Source organism: Lysinibacillus sp. NPDC094177 (assembly GCF_050279145.1).
In the GTDB taxonomy this organism is placed as follows: domain Bacteria; phylum Bacillota; class Bacilli; order Bacillales_A; family Planococcaceae; genus Lysinibacillus.
On sequence record NZ_JBNNTW010000005.1, the window covers coordinates 252486 to 277407 of the forward strand.

Here is a 24922-nt window from a genome sequence, read left to right on the forward strand (position 1 = left end):
TCCATACATGATGTTATTCAAGAATAACATTACACTCACAGCTCATTACATGAAAAAAAAGCTCTCTAACTGTATAATAATTTGTTTAAAGTAAATTGGCAACTTCACATAGCGTTATTTTATGGGAAAAATCTGTCCTGAAATTTAACAAATTTTCACTTAACTGTTTTCTACATAAAACAAAATTAGCCTCTAATAATCTTTTTACATGCTTGCTGCTCCACTCTTCTTACAATAAAGAATACTTGAAGTACTCGTACTATGATAAAAAGCAAAATCATTCTTTCTGATAATACACTAGTACACTAAACACATGCTTATGTTTACCCATATTTTTCTGATAATTTATCACTAATAACGACTTTTCGTAAAATAGGTTGCTTAAGGACACATATTCTTATCTGTGTCACTCTAAAACATGTATTCCCTGAATTTTTCATGTATAGCTGTGTAAAAAACTCCGTTAGAAATTCTTTTTCACTATAACTTATGCAACAATCCAAAGTGAAGCCGTGATAACTAGAGGTTTTCATCCTATTTCCTTAAAATATTCAGCCGTACGCCCATTTTTTATGCTGACGTACTCCCCACAAATTTAATAAAAAAGCAGTATTCCAAAGTATAGTTTTTACCCTACAGGAATACTGCTCATGACTATTCTGACATAAAGAAATACCAAATAATCGCAATTGTAATTAATGATAAAATTACAGCAATTGTTACACGAAGCGGAGAAATTGGGGCATCTCCACCTACTCGACCTGTTTGTCCGTTTACCATAAATCGATAAATTTTCTCTTTGTAACGGAATGAAGAAAGCCAAATAGGTAGCATTAGATATTTGTATGTAATATCATCATGAGTTGTAGAGAATTGTAAATTAGATACTACATCTGCATTATGTTCCCAACGTATTTTTGAGGTAATTTGTGCATTTAAATGATTTGAAATTTCCCTCTTAGCCTGACTCCACCCGTCCTGTAAACCAATACTGTAGCGTTCTGATAAAAATCCAGATACATATTCTGGTTTATAGGCTTTATTATTAAGTAAATTAAAGGGTTCTATCTTTCGCATCATATTACGATCATAACGAGTTGTCGCACTTATTAAATGATCATCAATAAATTCCTGATAAAAACCACTTGTAGAATACCAATCTGTTTCAGTTCGAGTATTTCCCTCTTTATCTGTAACTGTGCGATGTCTACCATATCTTGCGGAATACCTTGAGCTTGTTTTTGTATCAAAAGTCCAATATGGAAGATAAACCCCTTTAAATGAATCAGGCTTTGCACTATCTTTTGCTGCTCTTGGTGTAAACCATTTCCCCTTAATCCAACTTTGGAAGTTCTCACCGGCTTGCTTATCTGTTATTTCAAATGCGCATACCCCGTTCGGTGCTAGTGTATTTTCAGCACTAGCCTCCATAACCTGATTAGAACCACAATATGGGCAACTATCAGCTACCTGTAATGCATCATAAATCGTTTCTGCCGCACAAGATTTACAAATGACTGTTTTTTTCTCAACACCCCAGTTAAAATTCCCACGTTTTTCAGCCATTGCAAAATCCATTTCCTGGGCAACTTTTTCCTCTTGCTTTTCCGGGGCTGCAATTTCAGACTCATAGCCACAATAAGGACATGCTAGCTTTCCAGTTGCTGGGTTAAATTCAATGGATGCACTACATGATGGACACTCAGCGTCAAAATCAAGCTTTACTTGTTTGACATTTTCAGCATCTTGCGTTGTCATCACTAGTCATCTCCTTACTTAACATCATTTTCATCAAATACATCGCCACACTCTGGACAGAATTTTGGTTGGTTTGCTGGATCCTCTGGATGCCAACCACATTTATCGCAAACGTATTGTAATGCTCCTGAAGGTTTTTTAGCTCCACATTCGCTACAGAATTTGCCTTTGTTGACAGCACCACATGTACAAGTCCATCCTTCTTCTGCTGGTTTTGGTGATCCACAATTTGAGCAGAATTTACCTGTGTTCTCGTTACCACATGCACATTTCCATGTAGCTGAGTTCGTCGCTGTTTGTCCTTGCTGGGCTGCCTGTTTATTTTGCTCATTCATTTGGTAAAGCTGTCCAGCATTAACACCACCTGCTTGTGTCGCCATGTTCATGCCCATAAATCCTGCCATAGCTCCACCATCATTGTTTGCTGCCGCAATCATTGCTTCCGCCTGAGCACCTGTTAAATGAGCCGCAGCCATACCTGGATCACGCATTACTGCATTACGTTGTAGTTGTTTAATCATTGCTTCATCTTCTTCAGATGCTTTTAAAGAACTAATGCCAAAGGATACAACTGCTAAACCACGAGTTGCTAGCCATTTCTCTGATAACACTTTATTAAGGGCATCTGCTAGAGCAACTGTATGTGCAGGAATCTCGCTATAGCGTACTCCGCTTGCTGAAATATGTGCAAAAGCCGGCTGTAACGCAGTCATCAACTCCGTTTTTAATTGGCTATCGATTGCATCTCTTGTAAATTCACGCTCAACGTTTCCACAAACATTTGTATAAAATAATAATGGATCGACAATTTTATATGAGTATTCGCCATGACAACGAATAGCAATATCAATATCCAGACCAATATTACGGTCGATAACACGGAATGGCACTGGTGCTGGTGTCCCATATTTATTGCCAACAATTTCTTTTTTATTAAAATAGTACACACGTTGATCCTTTGCAGGTTCTCCTCCAAATGTGAAACGTTTACCGATCTGCTTGAATGTTTCCATTATACCTTCGGACAAATCATTGCCATACATAATCGAAGGCTCTGTTGATGTATCATAAACATACTCCCCAGACTCCGCAGAGAACTCCACTACTTTTCCTTGCTCGACAATCATCATACATTGACCTTCGTTTATAGCAATAATAGAACCATTACTAATAATATTGTCATTGCCTTTATTTGAACCTCGTTTAGAAGTACGTTTAAAACCCTTTGCTACAAGAACATCCGCTGAGAGTGACTCACAATAGAAATATTCACGCCATTGATCCTCTAGAACTCCTGCTAATGCACCAATTCCTGCTTTTAATAAACCCATATTTATTCCCACCTTCAACTTATATACTTAAACTTATTTTACCATATCAATTATGCCTCAGCATATGCCGCTGTCGCGCAGATAAACATTACGTCCGGATTCGGATTTGTGCTTTCTATAAGAACTCCTTTCCAAATTCGTGACATCCGCTGAAATAAGCTAAAAATAATTTAATCATTATGTAGTACGCTTAAAAAGGACAATTTGTTTCATATTTTTTAAACTTCTTACAAAAAAAGAGGTAGCTCCATATGAATAAATCATAGGAACTTACCTCGCTCGTTTTGTAAGTAGCTATATTACATGCTTTTGTCGCTTTTTTAGTGGATCTTAGCGTTTCTTAAGAAAATGCGGAAAAAGCCACTAGCACCCAGGCAACGATAAATAACATACCGCCGATAGGGGTAATCGCTCCAAGCTTTTTCACACCAGTAACAGCTAATACATATAAACTACCGGAGAAAAACACAATACCTGCCAACATTAAATATCCTGCCCAAGAGAGCATACTAGATGTTCCTAAAAGGGCATCACTCGATAAAATACCAAGCCCCAGTAAACCTAATGCATGATACATATGATATTGCACCGCAGTTTCCCAAATGGCTGCATAGTGTGGTGACGCAAATTTATCTTTTAGTGCATGTGCTCCAAAAGCACCTAGCACGACACCAAGGCAAGCCATAATTGCACCTATCGCCAATAAAAGTCCCATTTATTATTCTCCTATTTCGTCTCACATGCGATTTCTTTGTATTTTGCATCCCATGCCGGATCAATTTTACTTAGGGATACCGGACGTAACGTATCTTTGTGCGCTAGAATATGTACGGACTGAGCAGTCGCTGCAATCGTGCCATCTTCATGTATAATTTCATAGCCATATGTTGTGCGTAAACGATCATGCTTTTCCACCCATGTACGAACCGTTGCCACTTGGCCATACTGCATAGCGGCCTTATAAGAAATAGATAAATCCATCACTGGCGATACATAACCATCTCTTTCTAATGCTGCATACTCAAAGCCTGCATCATTTACTAACTGAGAGCGACCTATTTCCATCCAAATGATATAGTTCGCATGATACACCACACCCATTTGGTCGGTCTCAGCATATCGAATTTCGATTTGTTTTTCACTAACAAACATTTTCTTCACCTCGTCCTACATTATAGCGTAAAAATATTGATTCGGCGGGGTTTTTGCTCTAGAGAAATTGGAACGTTGAAAAATAGATGGATACTTTCCTTGTTATTTAAATTAAAAATAGATTCCCAGAAATAGTAACTTAATTCCATATAAACTCATATAAACATTTTTAAGTGGGGTACTTTCTGGGGTACCACATAATTATTAGTTAAAAAATCAAGCAACGAGCAGGTACAATATTTTATATTCGAACAAAATATCATTCATTATTTAAATGAGTGACGTTAAAATATCGTAACCTCTCCTTTATTGTGAATATGTAGTGTTACTGTCTCTTTTCTACAAATAACAAAATTAGTGTTGCCAATGGACCTAATACAAGAGAAAGTAAAAACCAATTTAACCCCGTTCTATTCTTCCCTTGTGCAAGTGCAGCATTTATCAACGCCAATGTACCCCAACCTACGAAAAATTGGTTATCCATCATCTGCCCCCCCTATCTCATTTAACCATTCTACACGGTAGTTTACATTTCTTCACAAATTTGATCATAACACATTCAAATAACATGCTTCATTATCCGCACATTCCGAATTATTCTTTTGTAAAATAGAAGTTAAATCAGAAAAATTCGTCATTTTTATTTTCTCTTTATTTGTTGGTACCTGACTATTTTTTATAAAACCTACCCAATCATTTTCCATCACATTAATATTTTTCCCGTATACTTCCTCTATTTTTTTGCTACATTCTTTTGGTTATATACCTTTTCAAACTTTTCTAATCCATAAGTGAAATGAAGCTGAATGAATATAGCTCATCCTCATAAGGGCGGCCACTGTTTGGATAGCCAATCTCATTAACTACCCTCACGCGACTTTTTCTTTGCTATACTTTAGTTAATTTACTTAATTTAGTTAAAACATATTAGGAGGTATTTCAATGAGTTTATTCGCAGCTACCACCCTTGCCACAGGAGCTTTAGTCATCGCTCTTCTAAATGACATGAAAATTAAAAAATTAGAAAAACGCATCAAAGAACTCGAAAGAAATAATTTTCAACCATAACTTGATCATAGTACGATATTATAATCGCTCTATTTTCTTTTAATCAGCATAATTTGGCAGTTATCAAGATAATAATCCCGTTAATTCTTCGATTGGAATTTTAACAAATTCACTGTCACCGTTGTCGTACTCAATGTAAAAGGGCATAAACCAATTCGAGCTGTAGCGTGTGTAGTCGACGCTGCGGCTTTTTTAATGTATAGGAAACCTTAATTTGTACAGATTAATATTGAGTGTATCGCACGCACTTATTAGGTTGTGGCGCTGGTTGACCGTCACGGCCTCCCCATTTGTTAATTAGGGTCATTCCATCCAGTGACCTTTAAATAGTTATTTTGTGATTCTACAGCCACAATCTTTATTTTAATTTACTTATATTACATATAGAGGTGCTTTATTTGACTACATTCGGAAAATGCTTATATATCGCTTTCTTTGTAACACTGTTTTTATTTACAACAGTTTGGGATTATTTCAAAAATGGAAATTCGCAATTGCTTGAAAATTTTTTCTTTTCCTTCTGGGTAGCAAGTTTTTTATTCACGGCATTGCTACTTAGAAAGAAAAAAGATGCAACGGAAAAAAGCTAAAAACCAGAAGCTGATTTGAATCTAATTAGCTTACTTTTTCATTAGTTCTTCAAAGCTTATAACTCCAAAAGAATTTTGTAGCTCTTGGTCATTTACAACTTTCCCTCTTGCGTTACTCTGGCTAGTTTACTCGTGATCATGCCCGTGAGGAAATATTTACTGAACCGTCTTACCCTCCGAGTTTACTTCATATTTTTCAATAACATACTATCGTACAAGTTATACATTTGTTCCTTTCGCTACATGGCAAAAATTAATCTCTAACCTACAATCAAGCATGCAAAATGCGATGCCTTTATTCAAGCATCGCATTCGTAAATTGGCTAAAAATTAATTTGTTACTATTACTGCATAGTGTCATTGATATTTAAACTTGATGATTCTAAACTTTTCTAACCACTAAAATCAGCGGTTGATAACTCTACTTCTGCGACTGCACATGCTCACTCAAACGATCCCAAGTTTCAGTGATGCCCTGTAGCATACCCATATCCATAACAGTCTTAAGTGCCTCTGCAGACACATTCTCTGCACGATTGATCAGCTTAGTCTTTCCACCCAAATCGACGAATTCCAATGTAATCTCAGTCGTCGGCATGGAGTCATTCGAAGTACCTTCAGCATCAGAAAAGTAATCGGTATAGCTGATCTTCTGTGGCTCGATAATCTCCTTATAAACTCCTTTTCCCCACGCTTCCATACCAAAAAAATCACCTAGGTTTTGATCGACGCACTTCATACAGTAGTGCCAAACGCCTCCCGGACGGAAATCAACAGAGCAGACAGGAATTTCCCATCCCTTTGGCCCCCACCAGCATTTCAGATGCTCTGGCTCTTTAAACATCATGAATAACAAATCGCGTGGAGCATCAAAAACGCGCTCCAATATTAGTATACGATCGTTTTCAACTCTTGAAACAATTGAATTATTTGACATTGTAATTCCTCCATGATCATGAAATGATTTTATAATTCTTCTTTTTTCTGCAATACCTTCAAATACGCATCTAGATTTTCGAATCTTTCTTCCATTACGCACTGGAAGGACTGAATCCAAGAATCCAGCGCTTGAAATGGTTCAGGCCGGAGCTTGTAGATTCTACGGTTCGCTTCTGCTTGCACTTCTACAATCGCGTTGTCGCTAAGTACCTTTAGATGCTTTGAAGTTTGGGGTTGCCTCAATCCAAGCTGATCGGCAATTTCCCCTACGGTTAGAGGACCCTGGCGCAGTAGTTCGACGATATTCATACGATTTGATTCAGACAAAGCGCTCAACGTCGTTATGTCTACACCTGGAATTTTCCCTGACATGTCGCTCACTTCGTGATCACAGTATATTTAAACAGGAATATTCCTGTCATGGAATATTCAAAAATAACCTTTCAAGCATTCGAACTACTATTGTTATGCTAAAAAAAGCTTCATGTACTTTTCAATTGCTTTCATACTATTCCCATAATGGAGCCTGAGTAGTACTTCAATTTTTCAATTTGACCTGCGCAAATTTATGAAGTAAAGGGTTACGTTAGTTTATTTTCTTTTATTTTTTCCAATTTTCTCATTACCACGTTTAAAATTACCGGTAATTTTAGCTAACAATAACTGTAATGCTGTTATATTATCTTCAACTTCTTTGATTCTTGAGATAAGACTCTCAGCCTCCTTATCCTCTATAATTTTAATCTGTTTATCTTCGTAATATATTACTACCGTTCCTTTTTTCGTTATTTGATAATCAAACGGTTCTTCATTTAATCTGTTTCGTTTGTCTATTTTGCTCACTACTCCATCTCCCTAATTCTTTTAGTTTCAAACATTATATTCAATAAAAATGTTGGCTCACTTGTTTTCTTTAATTTATTCTCAATATGTATCCTGTGTTATAAATAATGTTTTCTCTTTTACATGCAAACCGTTCTTACCAAATTCTGTAGTTTCAGCAAACGCTGTGACTTTTCTATTATTTTTTTGATTCTATATGCGACAATTGCATTCTTTGTCTAGGTATCGTTTCGCCATTCATCTTTTACTTAATATTATTAGAAGATATAACTAATTAATTGAGGTGAAATATGGATTTCAATCATTTACGTTATCTTGCGCTAGGTGATTCCCTTACTGTAGGTATCGGTGTGCTGTTTTTGGATCCTGGGTTTGTTGAATATTACTGAAGTCTAAGCCAGCAAATTTTAAAAATGCATATTTCTTATCAAAAATATGCAAGGTCTGGAGCAACGACAGAGGATGTTTTAGCTATGCTCGACACTCCGATTGTTATGGAAGCTGTAAATTGTGCAAATATCATCACGATAACAGCCGGTGGGGATGATTTAATTAACGCTGCTAAAGGATACTTAATAAATAAAAACGAAGAAAGTATATCTCAAGCTATTAAACAATCAGAGAATAACATCTCAAAAATATTAAAAAAAATTCACCAGCTAGACAAACAAGATAAATATATTTTACGGTTACAAAATTTATACAATCCATTTATCGATATTCCTATAGCAGATGAGGCGATTAGAGCATTTAATTCCTTGATTAACAGTTTTGGTCGGGAAATGAATGTAAAAGTAGCTGATATCTATAGTGTATTTAAGGGAAAAGAAAAATTTTTATTATCAACAGGAGGGATTCATCCAAATAGTAGAGGATATTACCAAATGGCATTAGCTCTAAGTAGGCTCAGATAATCCACGTTTAGAGGTGATTAACATATGAACTATATTGATGAAAATCATGACCTATGTAGTTCCATAAGTTTATGATTGGGTCGTGAATGTTCCTGTCCAAAAATTTCTTGGAACTGCTGAACTCGATAGATTCAACTTTACTTGTGGTGCAAAATATGAACAACTTCTGTATGGTTAACTTGCTCCACATTTATTCTTAACTGATGTGGAAGGCTAGTAGATAATTTCACGGAATGTAATGTCAAAATAGCGACGTCACGGTAGAAATGGATGGAGTGATATGTGAACCAGCAGTTTATAACTGGTGGTTCACTCTGGGGTACTGACAACTTTCTATTTTGGTACCATCGTTTATCGTTCATTTATTCTTTCTTAACCCCGCATTGAAAGAGGTTTTATTGAATACAAAAAAGTCACTCATTTTTACTTATGAGTGACTCTAGCAATCGTTATAGAAGATCTCTTCTGGTTGCTCCTTTATTCCTCTTTCTGCAGCAAATCTTTCAATACTAGATGCTCCAAAGAATCCAACTATTCCATCTACTTTTTCAATAATATAAGCAGTTTCTTCTGGTTCTACGTGAGCTTAAATCTCCCATAATCTTTTTACATCGACCAATTCTTGCCCATCGAATTCCATTCTGTATATGTCTGGCTTTGTTGTATGTAATAAAAAGTTCAAATCGTATCTACTATCATAAAACCCCATCATTAAAGTCATAATTGCCCCATGTGTGCCAATTACTACTTTCTGTCCTTGATACGTATTTAATACTTCTTTTAAAACTTTTATAGCACGTTGCTGGCAATCAGCATTCGACTCTCCTCCCTCTAAAGCAAAGCTTGGATCAGAAAATGACTTTTCTAATAAAGGGAATAAGTCCTTGTCAGACATTCGTTTATCTCCAGCAATAAATATTTGCTCTTTAAGATCTTCAAATACAATTACCTCTTTTTCTATTTGATGAGCTATTTTCTGAACAGTTAGGATTGAACGTCTATAAGGGCTTGAAATAACAGCATCAATGCCCTCTTTTTGTAGGATGTCAGTTATTCGTCGAGAGTCTGATTTTCCTTTTTCAGTTAATTCTCTCGTTCTCTCATTTCCTTCTTTTGGTGAATCTCCGTGTCGTACCATATAGATAAATGTTTTCATAATACCTCCTACTTTCTGTGTTTGACTTTTTCCATATTGCTCGGAAGAACTTCTACTGTTCATCTTCTACTATAGGTAAGACTGTTGAATATTTAACTTCTCTTAAAGATAAGTTCGTTTGAATGCGGGATATGCCCAGCCTATTTAATTTTCTAATAAAGCTATCTAATTCTTTTCGATCTCTAATAATAACCTTTAAAAGATAATCATACTCTCCTGTTAAACAATGACATTCTAATACCTCGGTCATTGTTTTTAAGGCATTCTCCAAAGCTTCTAATTCCTTAGCTTGATGAATATTTGTACTCATGAAAACGTAGCACAGTAAATCGAATCCCAGTTTCTCATGATTTAAAATGGCAACTTGTTTGTCAATAAATCCTTCGCTTTCTAAACGTTTTATCCTTGTATGGGTTGCAGGCGGGGACAAATTCACCCGTCTCGCTATCTCTGCATTACTAATTTGAACTTCTCTCTGCAAAATATCTAGTATTTGAGTATCCACACTATCTAACAATTTTCTTTCAACATCTCTCATGCTATTTTCTCTCCTTTTTTTATTCGAAAATTCCGCTATTTCAGACGGGCATTATTAATTTTATTCCGTAAAACTCCGTTAAATTTACTATTATTTTGATTTTTATTCATTATACAAAATATTATACTGGCAAAAAAGCAAAAATGTTATGATTCTTTTATCTAATATATACCCTATGTAACATACGAGAATCAAAGGAGAGATCGTGATTTGCCGAATGTCTATGTTTTATTAATGCTTCTAACTAGTTTACTTTGGGGAGGCAATTTTGTAGTTGCCAAATCTCTTGTTAATCATGCCTCTCCGTTAACATTGACGAGCTTAAGATGGCTCATTGCCGTTGCTGTACTTTTGCCAATGGTATGGTGGAAAGAAAAAAGATTACTTCCCTCTCGAGATGCCCTTCTTCCTTTATTGATAATAGGCATTACAGGTGTGGTATTGTTCAATATCTTTCAATTTTTAGCATTAGAAAGAACTACATCGACGAATGTTGGCCTCATTTCAACATTAAATACAATTTCAATTGCCGTTTTTTCATTTATTTTTCTAAAAGAGAAGATTAATATACTTCAAGCACTTTCAATGCTACTTTCGTTGTTTGGTGTTCTTCTCGTACTTTCAAAAGGGAACATCAACCAATTATTTTCTTTTCATTTTAATTTGGGTGATATATGGATGCTTGCAGCTGTATGTGTATGGGGTATTTATTCTGTCTGTAATAAATGGGCAATGAAAACTACCTCGCCACTAATGGCTAATTTGTATTCAGGTATATTTGGACTTCTTGTACTATTGCCGTTTAACCTTAAGGATTTTACTATTTCTAACGTTAATCATTCTTTTATTCTATCCCTTTTATATACAGGCTTTATCTCTACTGTCGTTTGTATGGTACTTTGGAGCATTGGTATTCAAAAGTTAGGGACTACGACATCCGGTGTTTTCCTTAATTTCAATCCTATTTTCACAGCACTTTTAGCGTTTTTATTTTTAGGAGAAAGCATTTCTTGGACGCAAGGGATTGGGGGATTGATTGTTATTATTGGATGTTTGTTATTTTCGTATTTTAAAACAAAAACAACTTATTTAAATGCGTCCCTTTCAAATTAAGAGTAAAACATTGATAGAAGTTGTATAGAAAAAAGTGTCAACACAATTAGTTGACACTTTACCGACATCAAAGAGAATTATATTATTCACTTTTAAAGGAATAGATATTAAAAATAAGTCTATAGCATAAGTGCTAATCGTAATCTCTTTACCTTCTTCAGCAATTTTTGCTTGATGAAACTGTTCTGAAACTTTTCTTTTCCCCCATTTTTTTGGTAACCATTCAAATCCTGAGAACATAAATATTAATCTACCTTCTTTTCACTAATTTGTATTGTAAACTCAAAGGTTTGAAGATATGAAGCAATACATTTTCCAGAATGACTTCCTCGCTGAATTTTACCATATACCTTTGAAAAGTATTTTTTTCGTTGGTTCCTTGACTATATAGTTACTATACAGCTTATAGTGTATACCTGGAATAATTGTTTGTATGTAAAACATACACTTTTATTAATTTAGGAGGAACATCGATTATGTCAGAAAGTATCAAGTTAAGACCGTTAGAAAGAGAAGATTTAAAATATGTTCATAAATTAAATAATGATTCTAGAATCATGTCATATTGGTTTGAAGAACCATATGAATCTTTTGTAGAACTACAAGATTTATTTGAAAAGCATATCCATAAACAAAGTGAAAGACGTTTTATTGTTGAAAAAGATAAGGAAATTCTTGGGCTAGTGGAATTAGTTGAAATCGACCTGATCCATCGCAATGCAGAATTTCAAATTATTATTGATCCTAATTCCCAAGGAAGAGGATATGCCTACTCTGCTACTATTTTGGCAATGAAATACGCTTTTCATATTTTAAATCTACACAAACTATATTTAATTGTTGATAAACAAAACGAAAAAGCCATTTACATTTATAAAAAAGCTGGATTTCATATTGAGGGAGAACTTAAAGAAGAATTTTTTACTGAAGGTAAATATCGAGACGCCCTTCGCATGTGTATATTCCAATATGAGTTTAATAACCAAATATAGCTTTACTTGCCATTCTTAGCTGTAGCGTATTACTACGATACGGCTTTTTTCATTCTGTCAAATTTCCTCAAAAAGTTTATAACCTCATTCAAACAAGGAGATGAATGCAACAATCCACGCTGCTATCACAAGTAATAAAAACCACCAACCCATAAACTTTAGTAACATTTCTAAAAATGGTTTCTTTTTGAATTTATCTGAAAAGGAACTCATCTGTATAGCACCCTCAGGATGCTTCAACAGCATATAAGAAATACTGCCAAAAATTAATGTAATCAATATTGCCACAATAAACAATTCCAATAGTCCCACCTTCACGTTTAATTCATTATCCCACTGACAAGAACCTCGAAGTGTTTGTTCATTTTCGTTTACACTCGTAAAATTTCCAAACAAAAACTTTTTTGGCTATCAGCTTAAATATATTACTATTTCCAACTCTAAAAATCTCCCCTTTTTACGTTTAATAATTGTTCTCCACACCAACCTTAATACCACTCTGTTTGCAATGTAGCCATATGGATGCTTTTGAATTCGAGTAGTGCGCCTCGAGATTTTGTAGTAATTCATCTCTGTTAACCAAAAAAGACCACGGACATATGCCTTAACAGCGTCTATTGTAAAAGAATATTCAATTGCTACATCAATAGAATTTACTCTAATAAATGGAAATAACACACTAACCAACAATTGAAGTTGCAAATTTTGTTTCTATAACAGTATTATTCCTTTTAAGATGAAATTCGTTATCTTTACCCGTATTGTTCAGTCTGAGCTTTTTTCCAATAAGTGTTTGCTCCTTTACTTTTTAAATCCAAAACCGCTCAAAGAAATACCGGAATAAATATTTATTACTCCAATAGAGATCATTAAAGCGACCATCATTAAAGGGATCGATAAAAATATAACACTTATTAAATTCTTAGGTTCTTTCATCGGAACCCAGCCATTTTTAACTAAATCTAAATGTAAATTGGGGTCACTTTTCGGCAATTTCTTTAATATTTTCATTTAACCCCTCCATTCGAGAAATTTTATACTATCTTGCTCCATAATAATTCTATTGATCTTTAATAATTTCACTTAATTGGAATATGCCTTCTTTTATTTCATCGAGTGAAGCATATCCATAAGAGATTCGTATAAACTGTCCTGATTTTTCAGCATAAATACTACCAGGATTTAGAAGGATATTGCAGGATAATGCTTTCTCAAATAGCCTTTTTACTCTAAATTCAGGCTTAATTTTGACCCAAATGAACAATCCACCTTTTGGGATGTCCCATGTAGCGTAAGGACTTAAAAATTTGTCCATTGCATCTAAAGCAACTTTTCTTCGAATCCGAAGTTGTTCTCTTACCTTTTCAAGGTGACCATCATATAAATTACTAGATAACCACTCTGCTGCAACGAGCTGGGAAAGCGTACTAGATCCATAATCGGATTGCATTTTTAGATCTGCTAATCGATTAATGACTGACTCCGAACCAACTACCCAACCAATTCGTAATCCCGGACTCAGGGTTTTTGATAAACTCCCAACATATAATACATTTCCGTAATAGTCCATTGCTTTCAGTGGTTTAGGTGGTGGATTGTCAATCCATAAATCACGGTACACATCATCTTCTATAACCGGCAGTTGCTCTCTTTCACAATATACCATTAATTTTTTTCGTCTGTCATCTTGCATTAAGGCACCTGTTGGATTGTGGAAGGTTGGAATCGTATAAATAATATTCTTTCCTTTTTCCTTTATCGGGTAAATTGAATCTATTATTATCCCCTCATTGTCCATCGCTAATCCTTGCAACTCCATCCCCGCAGACTCAAAAACAGTCAACGAGTAAAGATAGGACGGCATTTCTAACAATACCGTTGAACCTCTTTTTAGGAGTCCAATTGAAATTAAATGTAGAGCTTGGAGTGCACCAGAAACTATAAGAATCGACGACGGTGATGCTTCGACTCCTCTTACATTTAAATAATCACTAATTGCTTGGCGTAATTTTATATTTCCTTTTGGTTCTTCATATCCAAAAGAGGTTAATTGATTTGATACCTTTTGAACAATGAATTTCATCTCTTCTAACGGAAACATCTCAGGTGATAATTCTCCCTTACTCAGTTGAATAAGATTCGTATTCGATTCCGCTTCGTTAATCTCTTGTACCATAGAAACGCTAGGTTTATGAATTCCTAAAGTGATATTTTCATTCCAGTTAGTCGAAGATTTTGCCCCCATCAAAGTCCAAGTATTATTGGTGACCACTGTTGCCTTCCCTGCTTTACCTTCAATTAGTCCTTCTGCCATTAGTTCCTCTAATGCAGCTATAACTGTACTACGATTAACTTCAAACTGTTTTGCCAGATTACGTTGACTAGGTATGCTACTTCCTATTGCCCATTCTCCCTTAGCAATTTTTTCTTTTATAAAATCAATAATCAATTGATATTTTGGCTTTTTCATATGTACTCCCCTATGTATACCCCATTTAAACTGGTTGGTTTTTTTTATTTTAACCTGTTGAAGAAATTTCACCAAAGTCCTATTAACATTAAAAACATCAATTTATTGTTTGATAAAGAAAACGAGGTGTATTCATGTTAAAAACATTAGATTTCAAAATTATATCTGCTCATTTCATAACAATTTTTTTGTGGGCTTCAGCTTTTCCAGGAATACGAGTTGCATTGACAGCATACTCCCCTGAACATATATCACTTTTACGATTATTAATCGGCTCATTCGTATTAATAATTATAGCAGTTATCACAAAAATTCCTTTACCTGCATTGAAAGATATACCAATTATATTATTACTTGGCTTTTTAGGTTTCTCCGTGTATCAAATAGCACTAAATTATGGAGAACAAACGATTAGTGCTGGCGTTGCTAGTTTACTTGTTTCAACAACACCGATATTCACTGCTCTGTTAGCTGTATTCTTTTATCGTGAGAAGCTTGGATTATGGGGATGGGTAGGATCTCTGGTTGGTTTTTGTGGTGTAGCATTTATTTCCGTAGGAGATTCAACTACAAGCTTTTCATTTAATACCGGGATTATTATAGTTTTAGTAGCATCTCTTTCAGAAAGTATATACTTTGTTTTTCAACATCATTATCTTAAGAAATATGGGGCAATCCCTTTTACAATGTACGCAATCTGGGCTGGCACTATTTTCATGTTGATATTTTCACCCGGACTAGGTGAAGCCATAATGGATGCCCCGATAAATGCAACATTAGTCATTGTATATCTTGGCATTTTCCCAACAATCATTCCTTATTTTACGCTAGCCTTTGTTACTTCACGAACAGGAGCAGCTGAAGCAACAAGTACGCTTTATTTAACCTCTGTTTTTACATTTCTTATCGCATGGATCTGGCTTGGTGAGGTTCCGCATTCTTCTGCCGTAACAGGTGGCTTTATTACTTTAATAGGTGTATTTATTGCAAATATTAAGAAAGAAAATGTTATGAAGGAAAATAAGAATGCTCAGAATTTAATCTAATGATCTCGGTTGGAGAAATAGCGATAGACAATCCATACAAATAAAAAAAGCCGAGTACTCAAATATTTATGAGTAACTCGGTCTCATTCTAGTTTAGTTCATTTTTTACCTGCAATTTCCTAATCGATCTTTCAATTTAGATGTTCATTTCCTTCTCAAAATAAAAACACCCCTTTAGATAACCATATCCAAAGGAGTAAAACGGTACGACTTTATTTTAAATCTATTTGGTTAACTTGGAATCTTCTCTCTTTGGTATAAATGCAGAAAAAAGTCCGATTAAATTAGGTAGTATACTTAATAGTAAAAACATCCAGTTTTTCGTCATGATCGAGATAATCGTAAAAACAATAATAGACGTAGCAATGACGATTAATCCAAACTTCACACGAGAAGGCTGCAACGGGACTGTGCTGGACATGTTGATAGACAAAATAATCCCAATTATACCCCAGCTCCCTAGGTGTGTTAAAAGAAGGATACCTAAAACCATTGCGTTGCTTAATTCAATCCCAAACATGATTAAAGAAAAGAGAACATAAATCGCTCCTAATGTCACATACCATGAATAGGATTTTGCATTTTGCCAAATATGGTAGTATAGCTCATCTAAACCTCTGTTTTCTCTAGCTTTTTTCCGTCCGAACCACCAGCCAAGGATCCCACAAATCATTCCTCCATACAATCCAATAATACCCCCGATAGAAACCTCCATAATTACATTCTCCCCTCTTCGAATATAAACACTTCTTCAATCGTGCAATTGAAAGCTTTTGATATGTTGTAGGCAAGCTCTATAGATGGATTGAATTTTCCAGATTCAATTGCAATGATTGATTGCCGTGAGACCCCAACTTGTTTAGACAATTCCTCCTGCGTAATCTTATTCAATTTACGCAATTCACGAATTCTATTTTTCATATTGCCTCCTTTAAAATGTAAAGCAAACTGTACATTATTTGATAAGTAAAGTTTACTTTACATCACTAAAATTGTCAAGTAAACTTTACAATCTGACTTTTAAAATAACAAAGACCCGTATTAGGAGATATCTGGGAGACATAACAAAAGGAAACAAAATAAAACTGTTAAAAGTTAAACAACATTCTTCAACTAAATTGCTCCGTTAGTTGAATTATTTCGAAAACATCCTAGTTTTATTATTAAGGTAGCAGTAAGAAAGGGCTTACCTTTCTTAAAAGAATTGTTGACCAATTCGATTACTCTCAAATCGCACAATAAAAAACCTTCCACATTTGATGTGAAAGGCAATAGCACTTAATATGCGGAATAAGGGTACTTCTACAAAAAAACTCACTTGAAATAAAAATTCATCGCGTTTTGATATAGAATTTTCTCAGCTGACTTGGAATCAAACAATTCTTGAATCAGTTCAATATCGGCATAAGCAAAAGGCCTTTTTGCTCTTGTAGACGGCAAATCTGTGCCGAACATTAACGCCTCTGGATTGACAGCATAAATGGATTTCAAAGCATTTTCTACATCTAGCTCCACACGACCAAATCCTGTCGCCTTTACTCGTACCCCTTTTTCTACGAGTTGCAACAAATGAGGTAAGCCTTCCTCGGATAACCCTAAATGATCAATAGATATCGCCGGTAATTTTTCAATCGTTGAGGCAATTTCAGGCAAATCTTTTGCATCTATATATAGTTCACTATGCCAACCAGCTAAATCATAAACACGTCTCGCAAAGTAATCGAGCTTAGATAAATCTTCAGAGCCGCCACGCTTCACATTGAATCGTAGTGCCTGTACACCTTTTTTATGTAAATCCATAATCTCCTCATCTGTCACCGAAAATGGTAGCTGCGTAACACCGCAAAATGCAGAACCCATTTTCTCTAAAGCATTGACCAAATAATCTTGGTCAAAACCTTGGAAAGAACCTGAAACAATTGCACCACCTACAATCTTGTATGTTGCTGTTTCATTTTGGTAATCTTCAACAACATAGCTTGGTGGCACATATCCTTGATTTTCGGAAATAGGAAAATCAAAATCAATAATGTGAAAGTGTGCATCAAAAATTCTCATCTTTCCGCCTCCTTTCTTTTACGTTATCAAATACAGCACATAAAGGGAATATATGATTTTTTATGTAAACCCATAATTTTTTCTTATCAAACAGAACATCCAAGTCGTTAAATATCCCCTTCAACATATGACTTGAGCCAAAATATATTTCCTTATAAGAAATACCTTAAAGCATTGCTTCCAGCTGTAATTAACGCTATAAAACCTCCACCATGATCCATACTGCATAGCAATTCTCTTGTTGTTTTCTCTTACTATTCCAAATTGAAATCATGCTACTTAATTTATAAGACCACACCCAAAACTGCAGCTGAAAAAATACTTTTAATCATTCCCATTTCTTGTCGCTTTCTATTTTTACATTTTTTTGTGTGCGCAAATCAATGCTTTTTTCTGTCGTATTTATTACAAAATCTCTTCTGTTTCACTTAGGTCTTCTGATTTTGTTGACCACTTTAAATCGCATCCACGTTTTCAATATTACGAATACCTAGATATGCAATTATTACTCCAACTGCTGAAAGTCCTAATTGAAGTGGAATGAAGGTCACCAAAGAAATATCTGGGTTATAAGAACAAGCAATTGCCACAACGAGTAACGATGAACCGATAGTGGCAGGAACAGAATGGTTACGCATCCCAAAATATAAAGGGATTAAGCTTGTGCCTGTTGAGGCAATAGCAAATGGAACCATGCTTATGACTTCACCTATGAACTGATTTGCAGTTAATGTAAATGGAACGATTGGAAAATAAATATTAATGAAAAAAAATAGACCAGCCACAACGATATTAGACACTATCATAGTGCTAACCGTTAAGAAAGCTATCAAGGTCAGTTTACTAGCGATCAGCTTCTTCCGACTAACAGGATAAGAGAACATAATCAAAATTGTCCTGTTTTTATATTCTTCAATAACTAGTTTCGCAATTAATACAGAGGCAAACACAATAAACGTTGCTCTCACGCTTGCGCCTATCAGTACATAAACATCTTGATACGTTGAAATGGGTAAATCACCCTCTCTTTGTGCTATATAAATAACGGAACACACTACTGCTGTAATAATGATGTTTGCGATAATCGCACCTTTTACATACCAATGTAAATTAAATTTCTTCATTTCCAGCTTTAGTAACTTTAACATAGCATCATCTCTCCTCTTAAGTTTATTAGCCTATTGTATGATGATATAAACAATACTCATTATGTTGAATATTGGTGGACTATAATGATTCTTGTATTCATCCATTTTTAAACGGATTAAAATAACAGCTAAAATAATGATCAATATTGTTTTAATAAGAATGTTCAATATTGATATTTGTCCAATATATTCTGTAAACATCAGTCCACTTTCTGCTTTACCCCCCCATGGCACATGACCAATCGGGAGGATGGTTGCCACAATACAAATGATTATTCTTATAAAATAGTTAGATAAGTGATATTTTTTCCATCCTAGTTCCATCAATTTAAGCATGGATTCTCTCTCCGTTCGTTTATTTAAGACATACTCCTCAAAAGAGCGACACTATTTATTGATACTTTCAATCTCAATGGCATTCCTATTGAGTGTTTTTTGCAAAGAAACTAATATTTCATGTGAAACTTTTATCAGTGGGTATTTGGTATTTTCATCTTCCCCTCCGATTAGTCTTCACAATCAAGCTTTTACGGGCAGTTCCCTCACACCTTTCTTCACAAACCTGATTACACTAAAACGACCCCTTTCATGTACTTTAATTGTACGAATCGATCATCTCTTTTTTCTTACTCATTCCTTACAAATTTATTAATTGTAAATCTCTCGTAGGGATAATCTACAAAATAAACAGAACCCCAAATGTTAGAAACTACTAACATTTGGGGTTCTGTTCCATTCATCAACACAAAAAAGCTAGGCTCACAAAAGAATTGTGAATACCTAGACTTTTTTATGCGTGTACATTTGTTAACCTTGACATTACTAGTTTACCACATAAATCCCAATAATTTCTGAACAAACCGTGAAGTTTTATAATTACTATTCACTTTTCTTATATTTGAGTTCTACTACCATACTTGAAAGCTTCATGAGCGTTTTCCAATTACGGATAGTTGCTGGAACCTCAAGCTTTTTTATATTATTACCAAGTTTGGAATTCCGGATGCTATCATAAAATAAAAGATAGACATCTCTTCCATTTATGACACTGAGTTCTCGATCACTTGTATACGATAAAAACTTGTCACTATTGACCTTAGTAGGAGCTGTCGGCAAAAAAGCAACATGCAAACATTCCCCTTTACATGAATGATTCGCTTCGGAAATCTCCTGATCTGAAAAAGGGGAATGACTAATAATTTGCTGTATTTCTTCTGCTGTCCTAATAACAACATCACTGGAAATGCCAAAATCCTCTTTAATTTTATTGTGAATATTCTTTTGCAAAAGCACCTCGTTTTCGCCTGATTCAAAAAGAATGTTTCCACTTTGGATATATGTCTTCACATTATGTAATCCTAGTTGCTCAAGAGAACTTCTTAATTCTGCCATGATGATTTTATTATGCCCGCCTACATTAATTCCTCTAAGTAGTGCAATATATATGGTCATACTATCCGCCTTTCTATCTACATTTTATTTGTTAAACATAGCAACATCCTTATATTGCTGTAAAGGCTGATCCTCTAGAAAGTCAATGATCATCTCATTAAAAATATCTCTGCGCATCGTACTTAAAGGATCGAATGCATTTTTGAATAATGCTAGTTTTGCATTTTCAATATGGTTGAAAATAGTTCGGGATCCTTTTCCTTCATCAACACCGGTAATAACTTTTCCTTCACCACCCATTACAAGCGTAGGTGACTTTATTCGATGCAATTGATCCGTATGGGTTGGAAATGGTGCTTTTTTCATTGCAAGCAACATCTTCTTATCAATCGAAAAAGAATCTCTTAGAATCCGTTGAGTATAAAGATCCTCCTTATAAAATTTCATCATGAGATTTATAATAGTACGGTACGGAAGCAGACTAAAAATAAAATTTGAGATCGACAATACCCAGCTAGCCGCGATTGTTGGCATCTCACTATAACTATTAGAGATTACGAGTTTGTCTACGTATGTTGGGTACTTTATTGCAAGCAGCGTAGCCAATTGACCGCCTTGTGATACACCGACAACATGAATTTTGCTAATTCCAAGTACATCTAAAAAACATTTTATATCCTCCACAATGATATGATGATCATATTTATTATTAGGAAATTCCTTTGTCGAATCACCGTGCCCTCTATAATCGGGCAAAATCATTTGATAGCGTGATGAGAATACTTCAAATTGAGGCACCCACATTTTCCATGATGCTCCGCTACCGTGCAAAAACAAAATAGGCGTCCCTTGACCTATAATTTCGTAATGGATTGAGATACCGTTCGCATTAACTTTTGGCATAAATACTCCCCCTACTTTGTATTACTACTCTTACGTTCTTCCCACTGAACTAAAATTTGCTTTGTCTGTTGGATCACAAATTCAAAAAACTCAATACTCTCATTGATTGTTGATACAGCTTGTTCCTCAAGAACTAGCTCCTTCGCTCTACGCAAATATTGTGTCATCATTGCGCCTTGTGCAATGCTCGTATGTAAAGTCGATGTCCATGCGTCTGAATGTAGTTGATAGAAATCTCGTTTGCTACCAGGAATCCCTACTTTCCGAAATAAAGAAATTTGAACTCCTTGTCGAACTGACAATGATGCCATGCCTTTACTAATTTGCAAGTCGCTCACCATATCATCAAGTGACTTTGGCGTACTCGATATCAACAAGTACCCCCATATCTTTCCAAGTGTTCTTGCACCACCTGAGGATTCTATATAAGTTCCAAAATCCTCTATTAATTCTTTCTGTTGACCGTTTAATAAAGTGTTTTCCATATCGTCCACCTCTTTACATTTAACACGTTTAATATATATTAAACATATTAAATGCATTTTTCAATAAGTGGTATAATACACAATAATTTCTGAGCTTATTTTTCCTTATCTCTGCACTCGGTTTAATTAAATAAATCTTACAAGTTAACAACAAATGTCAGTGCTTTATGAACTGGTTATTGCGTTTAACTAAAAAGCAAAGACAATGTCAGCGATTTAGCTTACAAAAAACGTTCATACTTTTTTCTTAAAAATCAAATTTTGCACATATATTAGATCCCTTAGTAGCTTTAGTTGCGCAAAATCTATTCTATTTAATGTAATGTTAAATGGCCAAAAAGAAAAGCACCCATCAAATGAGTGCCTTTACAAACTTTTTCTTATCTATACGAATCATGTGTAGGTTGAAATAAATCTTCTTCTGAATTTCTGACAACAGAAAAGTGTTCTACATTATAATGACCATGAAGTGTATTGTTATGATGCTTTATAATTTGTTCTGCACTTAAAATATCGCTGTCCGCAGTTGAATGACCATCACCCACTAACGTGACATCCAAACCATTAATTGTCGCAGTTCTTACTGCACTATCGATACAGTACTGTGTCGAACAGCCCATTACAACAACATGTTTAATTTCTTGAGATTGTAAATGATTTAAAAGTTCAGTTCCATGGAAACAATTCGTTGCTTTTTTATCGAAAATCTTTGCTTCCTTAGGTATGCTAATGCCATTATGAATATCGAACCCTGTCCCTTTACCTTCAGCAATATCAAGATCCCTTACAAAGACTACTGGAACATTGGATTTTCTTGCTTTGTCAATGACTAAATTGATATTTCTAATAAGCTGTTCTTTATTATAAACAGTCTTTTCTTTCTCATTGCCATCGATTAATTCTTGCTGAGCATCAATAATAAGTAGTGCTTGTTTCAAATAATTTTCCCCTTTCAATTTGAGGAAACGTTATATAAATATTAATTAGACGGTTTCCCCTTTTTGTTTATCACGCTAGCATAATTTTCCTTCATAATATCTACCCCCTAAATGATATTGTCATTTAAGACTAATTAATTTTATCACATCTCCCATGAAAGGTAATGATAGGTAAGGTAAAATATTCCAATCTCATCACTAAAACATATAATGATGAGCCACATTTCATTAATTTTTTACACTATTACAATGCTCAATTATGTAAGTCATACATTGAATAGTGTCATCAATGCGTTGTTTTTTCGAATTACAATAGCGTATATTAGAACCTTCTCGAATATTGATGGCTCCGTTAATAATATTGTGAAGTCCTTCTGGTAAATGATGCAATGCATATTTACAAGCATCTACTTTTGAAACAATATCTTGTTCTTGCAGCGTGTAAAATTGCCGTAAAATCCCTGTTACTGACCACTCTACTTCTAAATCAACTAATTTATTTGGTATTAAAAATGCTTTATATTTTTTTATCTTTTTCAATCTATTTGACCAATAACTGTTCATATTTTCTAAAACATAATCCTCAAGCACTCTTTCATCAACACTAAAACTATATGTAGCTATATCCTGTCCTAAAATAGTAACCCCTTTATTTTTTAAAATCCACCAAGTAATTGGGTTAATATTATCATTACTCCAATTTGTGTTACCTTCGTTTACGTTTAAACAACCTTTTACCTCATTCTGTTTCTTCCCAAGATCCTCAACTAGTAAATAACATCCATCCATTCCTGTATCCTTATATTTTCGATTTAATTCTTTGTGAAGATCGGATATTACTTTCGCATCTTCTTCGGTTAAGGATCTATTGACAACTGCCATAAAATCGATATCACTTGAACCGTTTATGTAAGCGTTAAGAGCAATTGAGCCGTGTAAATAGAACCCTTCAAGCGTATTCGGTAGTTTATTTTGAAATAAGTTTATATATTCATTTAAAATATTTTGAACCTGAGTAGGAACTCTAGAATTCATAAAAACTCTCCTTTTAATCAAATAATACTTATATTACCAAAACACTCGCTACATTTTCCATTATTTATGCGGTTATCATCAAAAAGTAGGGTTGATTTTCATGGCATTAGCCTTAGACAAATGTTATTTCTACTTTTGAAAACGAATCAATAATGTACTGATTCTGAATCAGTTATTTTTTTATAACACTTAAATAGACTAATCAATTCGATTTCCACTCTGTTTATTTATTGGAGTATCTTTTAAAAATTCATTGGGTATTCTAGGAGTTAGATAAGGGGTGGGGGAATTTGTACACAAGTTATTTACAAGTAGTTGTTCAAACGATTATTAGTTTCTTTGTTCTTCTGACACTTACGAGGTTTTTAGGTAAAAAACAACTAAGTCACTTAACCTTCTTTAACTATGTAACTGGCATTACAATTGGTTCAATGGCAGCCAATATGGTAGTTTTAAAAACAATTGTATACACAAAATTTTTAGTAAGCTTAATTGTTTGGTGTGCGCTTACTACTTTAATTAGTTACATCGCTCTAAAATCCGGAAAAGCAAGAACTTTACTTGATGGACAACCGACAATCGTTATTAAAAAAGGCAAAATAGATAGAAAAGCTTTAGCAAACACTAAAATTAATATTGATGATCTAACAATGATGATTAGACAGTATCAAGTTTTTTCAATTACAGAAATTGACTATGCTATTTTAGAACCGAATGGCATGCTTAGTATTTTGAAAAAACCTGAATTTCAAAGCACCCAAAAGATTGATTTAAAACTCGCTCCTTCATCTCCGGCTTTTATTCCCATTGAAATCATCACAGATGGGAAGCTATTGCCACAAAATTTACTGGAAGTTGGAAAAAATAAAGACTGGCTAGATAGTGAATTAAAAAAGGCAAATATAAAAGCAATTGAAGAAGTTTTCTATGCAGAAATTCAACCGAATGGTAAAATATTTATCCAAAAATTTGATTAGATAGATTTCTTTACTCAGTTGCTCTATAACACATAATACTTGACAAAAAAATTTTTTTATGCAATAATTTACTTTT

Annotated in this window: 30 protein-coding genes and 1 pseudogene; 6 read left to right on the forward strand and 25 right to left on the reverse strand. The window is 34.4% G+C overall.

All coding sequences use genetic code 11. From position 1 onward, the window contains the following. Window positions 1-654: 654 nt before the first annotated feature. From ACQKNC_RS11010 to ACQKNC_RS11030, 5 genes are all read right to left on the reverse strand, one after another. The gene (locus ACQKNC_RS11010; protein WP_427424885.1) at window positions 655-1758 is read right to left on the reverse strand and encodes a hypothetical protein; all 1104 of its coding nucleotides are present in this window, start codon (window positions 1756-1758) and stop codon (window positions 655-657) included. Window positions 1759-1772: 14 nt separating this feature from the next. Beyond that, window positions 1773-3089, reverse strand: coding sequence for an SPFH domain-containing protein (locus ACQKNC_RS11015; RefSeq protein ID WP_427424886.1), 1317 nt, complete (start codon window positions 3087-3089; stop codon window positions 1773-1775). A 340-nt stretch (window positions 3090-3429) separates the two neighbouring features. After that, window positions 3430-3804 carry a DUF423 domain-containing protein gene (locus ACQKNC_RS11020; protein WP_427424887.1) on the reverse strand — a complete coding sequence of 125 codons (375 nt, stop codon included), beginning with the start codon at window positions 3802-3804 and terminating at the stop codon, window positions 3430-3432. An 11-nt stretch (window positions 3805-3815) separates the two neighbouring features. After that, window positions 3816-4241: an acyl-CoA thioesterase gene (locus tag ACQKNC_RS11025; RefSeq protein WP_427424888.1), complete on the reverse strand. Its 426-nt coding sequence runs from the start codon at window positions 4239-4241 to the stop codon at window positions 3816-3818. 325 nt (window positions 4242-4566) lie between these two features. After that, on the reverse strand, window positions 4567-4725 hold the full coding sequence (locus tag ACQKNC_RS11030; protein WP_427424889.1) for a hypothetical protein: 159 nt from the start codon (window positions 4723-4725) through the stop codon (window positions 4567-4569). Window positions 4726-5183: 458 nt separating this feature from the next. Between ACQKNC_RS11030 and ACQKNC_RS11035 the strand changes: the two genes are divergently transcribed. Beyond that, entirely contained in the window at window positions 5184-5309 is a 126-nt protein-coding gene (locus ACQKNC_RS11035) for a hypothetical protein (RefSeq protein WP_427424890.1), read from the forward strand. A 1011-nt stretch (window positions 5310-6320) separates the two neighbouring features. On the opposite strand, the gene ACQKNC_RS11040 is transcribed toward ACQKNC_RS11035, so the two are convergent. The 3 genes from ACQKNC_RS11040 to ACQKNC_RS11050 form a co-directional block, all read right to left on the reverse strand. Continuing rightward, window positions 6321-6836 carry an SRPBCC family protein gene (locus ACQKNC_RS11040; RefSeq protein WP_427424891.1) on the reverse strand — a complete coding sequence of 172 codons (516 nt, stop codon included), beginning with the start codon at window positions 6834-6836 and terminating at the stop codon, window positions 6321-6323. 29 nt (window positions 6837-6865) lie between these two features. After that, window positions 6866-7210 carry an ArsR/SmtB family transcription factor gene (locus tag ACQKNC_RS11045; RefSeq protein ID WP_427424892.1) on the reverse strand — a complete coding sequence of 115 codons (345 nt, stop codon included), beginning with the start codon at window positions 7208-7210 and terminating at the stop codon, window positions 6866-6868. 219 nt (window positions 7211-7429) lie between these two features. Continuing rightward, window positions 7430-7681, reverse strand: a complete 252-nt coding sequence (locus ACQKNC_RS11050; RefSeq protein ID WP_427424893.1) for a hypothetical protein — start codon at window positions 7679-7681, stop codon at window positions 7430-7432. Window positions 7682-8094: 413 nt separating this feature from the next. Here ACQKNC_RS11050 and ACQKNC_RS11055 point away from each other — a divergent pair, with 413 nt between their 5' ends. Further along, complete coding sequence (locus ACQKNC_RS11055; RefSeq protein ID WP_427424894.1) at window positions 8095-8595, forward strand: GDSL-type esterase/lipase family protein; 501 nt, start codon at window positions 8095-8097, stop codon at window positions 8593-8595. A 439-nt stretch (window positions 8596-9034) separates the two neighbouring features. Here ACQKNC_RS11055 and ACQKNC_RS11060 read toward each other — a convergent pair. From ACQKNC_RS11060 to ACQKNC_RS11070, 3 genes and pseudogenes are all read right to left on the reverse strand, one after another. Next, window positions 9035-9172, reverse strand: a pseudogene (locus tag ACQKNC_RS11060) (hypothetical protein); the annotation flags it as partial. 9 nt (window positions 9173-9181) lie between these two features. Then, window positions 9182-9751 carry a histidine phosphatase family protein gene (locus ACQKNC_RS11065; protein WP_427424895.1) on the reverse strand — a complete coding sequence of 190 codons (570 nt, stop codon included), beginning with the start codon at window positions 9749-9751 and terminating at the stop codon, window positions 9182-9184. A 52-nt stretch (window positions 9752-9803) separates the two neighbouring features. Further along, window positions 9804-10289: an Lrp/AsnC family transcriptional regulator gene (locus ACQKNC_RS11070; RefSeq protein WP_427424896.1), complete on the reverse strand. Its 486-nt coding sequence runs from the start codon at window positions 10287-10289 to the stop codon at window positions 9804-9806. Window positions 10290-10499: 210 nt separating this feature from the next. Here ACQKNC_RS11070 and ACQKNC_RS11075 point away from each other — a divergent pair, with 210 nt between their 5' ends. Continuing rightward, window positions 10500-11402 (forward strand): DMT family transporter, encoded by a 903-nt coding sequence (locus tag ACQKNC_RS11075; RefSeq protein WP_427424897.1) that lies wholly within the window; start codon window positions 10500-10502, stop codon window positions 11400-11402. On the opposite strand, the gene ACQKNC_RS11080 is transcribed toward ACQKNC_RS11075, so the two are convergent. Beyond that, a complete protein-coding gene (locus ACQKNC_RS11080) occupies window positions 11394-11642 on the reverse strand; it encodes a hypothetical protein (RefSeq protein ID WP_427425013.1) in 249 nt (82 codons plus the stop codon). The two genes, ACQKNC_RS11075 and ACQKNC_RS11080, sit on opposite strands and share 9 nt — an antisense overlap. 236 nt (window positions 11643-11878) lie before the next feature. On the opposite strand from ACQKNC_RS11080, the gene speG reads away from it, so the two are divergent. After that, entirely contained in the window at window positions 11879-12394 is a 516-nt protein-coding gene (gene speG / locus ACQKNC_RS11085) for a spermidine N1-acetyltransferase (RefSeq protein WP_427424898.1), read from the forward strand. Window positions 12395-12478: 84 nt separating this feature from the next. Here speG and ACQKNC_RS11090 read toward each other — a convergent pair whose 3' ends face one another. The 3 genes from ACQKNC_RS11090 to ACQKNC_RS11100 all read right to left on the reverse strand — a co-directional run bounded on the left by ACQKNC_RS11090 (window position 12479) and on the right by ACQKNC_RS11100 (window position 14864). After that, window positions 12479-12697: a hypothetical protein gene (locus tag ACQKNC_RS11090; RefSeq protein ID WP_427424899.1), complete on the reverse strand. Its 219-nt coding sequence runs from the start codon at window positions 12695-12697 to the stop codon at window positions 12479-12481. 498 nt (window positions 12698-13195) lie between these two features. Continuing rightward, window positions 13196-13405 carry a hypothetical protein gene (locus tag ACQKNC_RS11095; RefSeq protein WP_427424900.1) on the reverse strand — a complete coding sequence of 70 codons (210 nt, stop codon included), beginning with the start codon at window positions 13403-13405 and terminating at the stop codon, window positions 13196-13198. 49 nt (window positions 13406-13454) lie between these two features. After that, the gene (locus ACQKNC_RS11100; RefSeq protein ID WP_427424901.1) at window positions 13455-14864 is read right to left on the reverse strand and encodes a PLP-dependent aminotransferase family protein; all 1410 of its coding nucleotides are present in this window, start codon (window positions 14862-14864) and stop codon (window positions 13455-13457) included. A gap of 134 nt (window positions 14865-14998) precedes the next feature. Here ACQKNC_RS11100 and ACQKNC_RS11105 point away from each other — a divergent pair, with 134 nt between their 5' ends. After that, on the forward strand, window positions 14999-15910 hold the full coding sequence (locus tag ACQKNC_RS11105) for a DMT family transporter (protein ID WP_427424902.1): 912 nt from the start codon (window positions 14999-15001) through the stop codon (window positions 15908-15910). A gap of 223 nt (window positions 15911-16133) precedes the next feature. Here the strand turns inward: ACQKNC_RS11105 and ACQKNC_RS11110 are convergent, their stop codons facing one another. The 10 genes from ACQKNC_RS11110 to ACQKNC_RS11155 all read right to left on the reverse strand — a co-directional run bounded on the left by ACQKNC_RS11110 (window position 16134) and on the right by ACQKNC_RS11155 (window position 23869). Beyond that, window positions 16134-16625 carry a hypothetical protein gene (locus ACQKNC_RS11110; RefSeq protein WP_427424903.1) on the reverse strand — a complete coding sequence of 164 codons (492 nt, stop codon included), beginning with the start codon at window positions 16623-16625 and terminating at the stop codon, window positions 16134-16136. 2 nt (window positions 16626-16627) lie between these two features. Then, window positions 16628-16831, reverse strand: coding sequence for a helix-turn-helix transcriptional regulator (locus ACQKNC_RS11115; RefSeq protein WP_427424904.1), 204 nt, complete (start codon window positions 16829-16831; stop codon window positions 16628-16630). A 393-nt stretch (window positions 16832-17224) separates the two neighbouring features. Further along, window positions 17225-17968 (reverse strand): amidohydrolase family protein, encoded by a 744-nt coding sequence (locus ACQKNC_RS11120; RefSeq protein WP_427424905.1) that lies wholly within the window; start codon window positions 17966-17968, stop codon window positions 17225-17227. Window positions 17969-18423: 455 nt separating this feature from the next. Further along, complete coding sequence (locus ACQKNC_RS11125) at window positions 18424-19116, reverse strand: ABC transporter permease (protein ID WP_427424906.1); 693 nt, start codon at window positions 19114-19116, stop codon at window positions 18424-18426. A 30-nt stretch (window positions 19117-19146) separates the two neighbouring features. Then, on the reverse strand, window positions 19147-19452 hold the full coding sequence (locus ACQKNC_RS11130) for a hypothetical protein (RefSeq protein ID WP_427424907.1): 306 nt from the start codon (window positions 19450-19452) through the stop codon (window positions 19147-19149). 543 nt (window positions 19453-19995) lie between these two features. Further along, entirely contained in the window at window positions 19996-20568 is a 573-nt protein-coding gene (locus tag ACQKNC_RS11135; RefSeq protein ID WP_427424908.1) for a DUF1697 domain-containing protein, read from the reverse strand. 24 nt (window positions 20569-20592) lie between these two features. Further along, window positions 20593-21411, reverse strand: coding sequence for an alpha/beta fold hydrolase (locus tag ACQKNC_RS11140; RefSeq protein ID WP_427424909.1), 819 nt, complete (start codon window positions 21409-21411; stop codon window positions 20593-20595). Between the two features lie 11 nt (window positions 21412-21422). Next, entirely contained in the window at window positions 21423-21896 is a 474-nt protein-coding gene (locus tag ACQKNC_RS11145) for a GbsR/MarR family transcriptional regulator (protein ID WP_427424910.1), read from the reverse strand. A gap of 380 nt (window positions 21897-22276) precedes the next feature. After that, complete coding sequence (locus ACQKNC_RS11150) at window positions 22277-22834, reverse strand: cysteine hydrolase family protein (RefSeq protein ID WP_427424911.1); 558 nt, start codon at window positions 22832-22834, stop codon at window positions 22277-22279. A 228-nt stretch (window positions 22835-23062) separates the two neighbouring features. After that, entirely contained in the window at window positions 23063-23869 is an 807-nt protein-coding gene (locus tag ACQKNC_RS11155; protein WP_427424912.1) for an aminoglycoside adenylyltransferase domain-containing protein, read from the reverse strand. 290 nt (window positions 23870-24159) lie between these two features. On the opposite strand from ACQKNC_RS11155, the gene ACQKNC_RS11160 reads away from it, so the two are divergent. After that, complete coding sequence (locus tag ACQKNC_RS11160; protein ID WP_427424913.1) at window positions 24160-24846, forward strand: YetF domain-containing protein; 687 nt, start codon at window positions 24160-24162, stop codon at window positions 24844-24846. The last annotated feature ends 76 nt before the right edge of the window (window positions 24847-24922 follow it).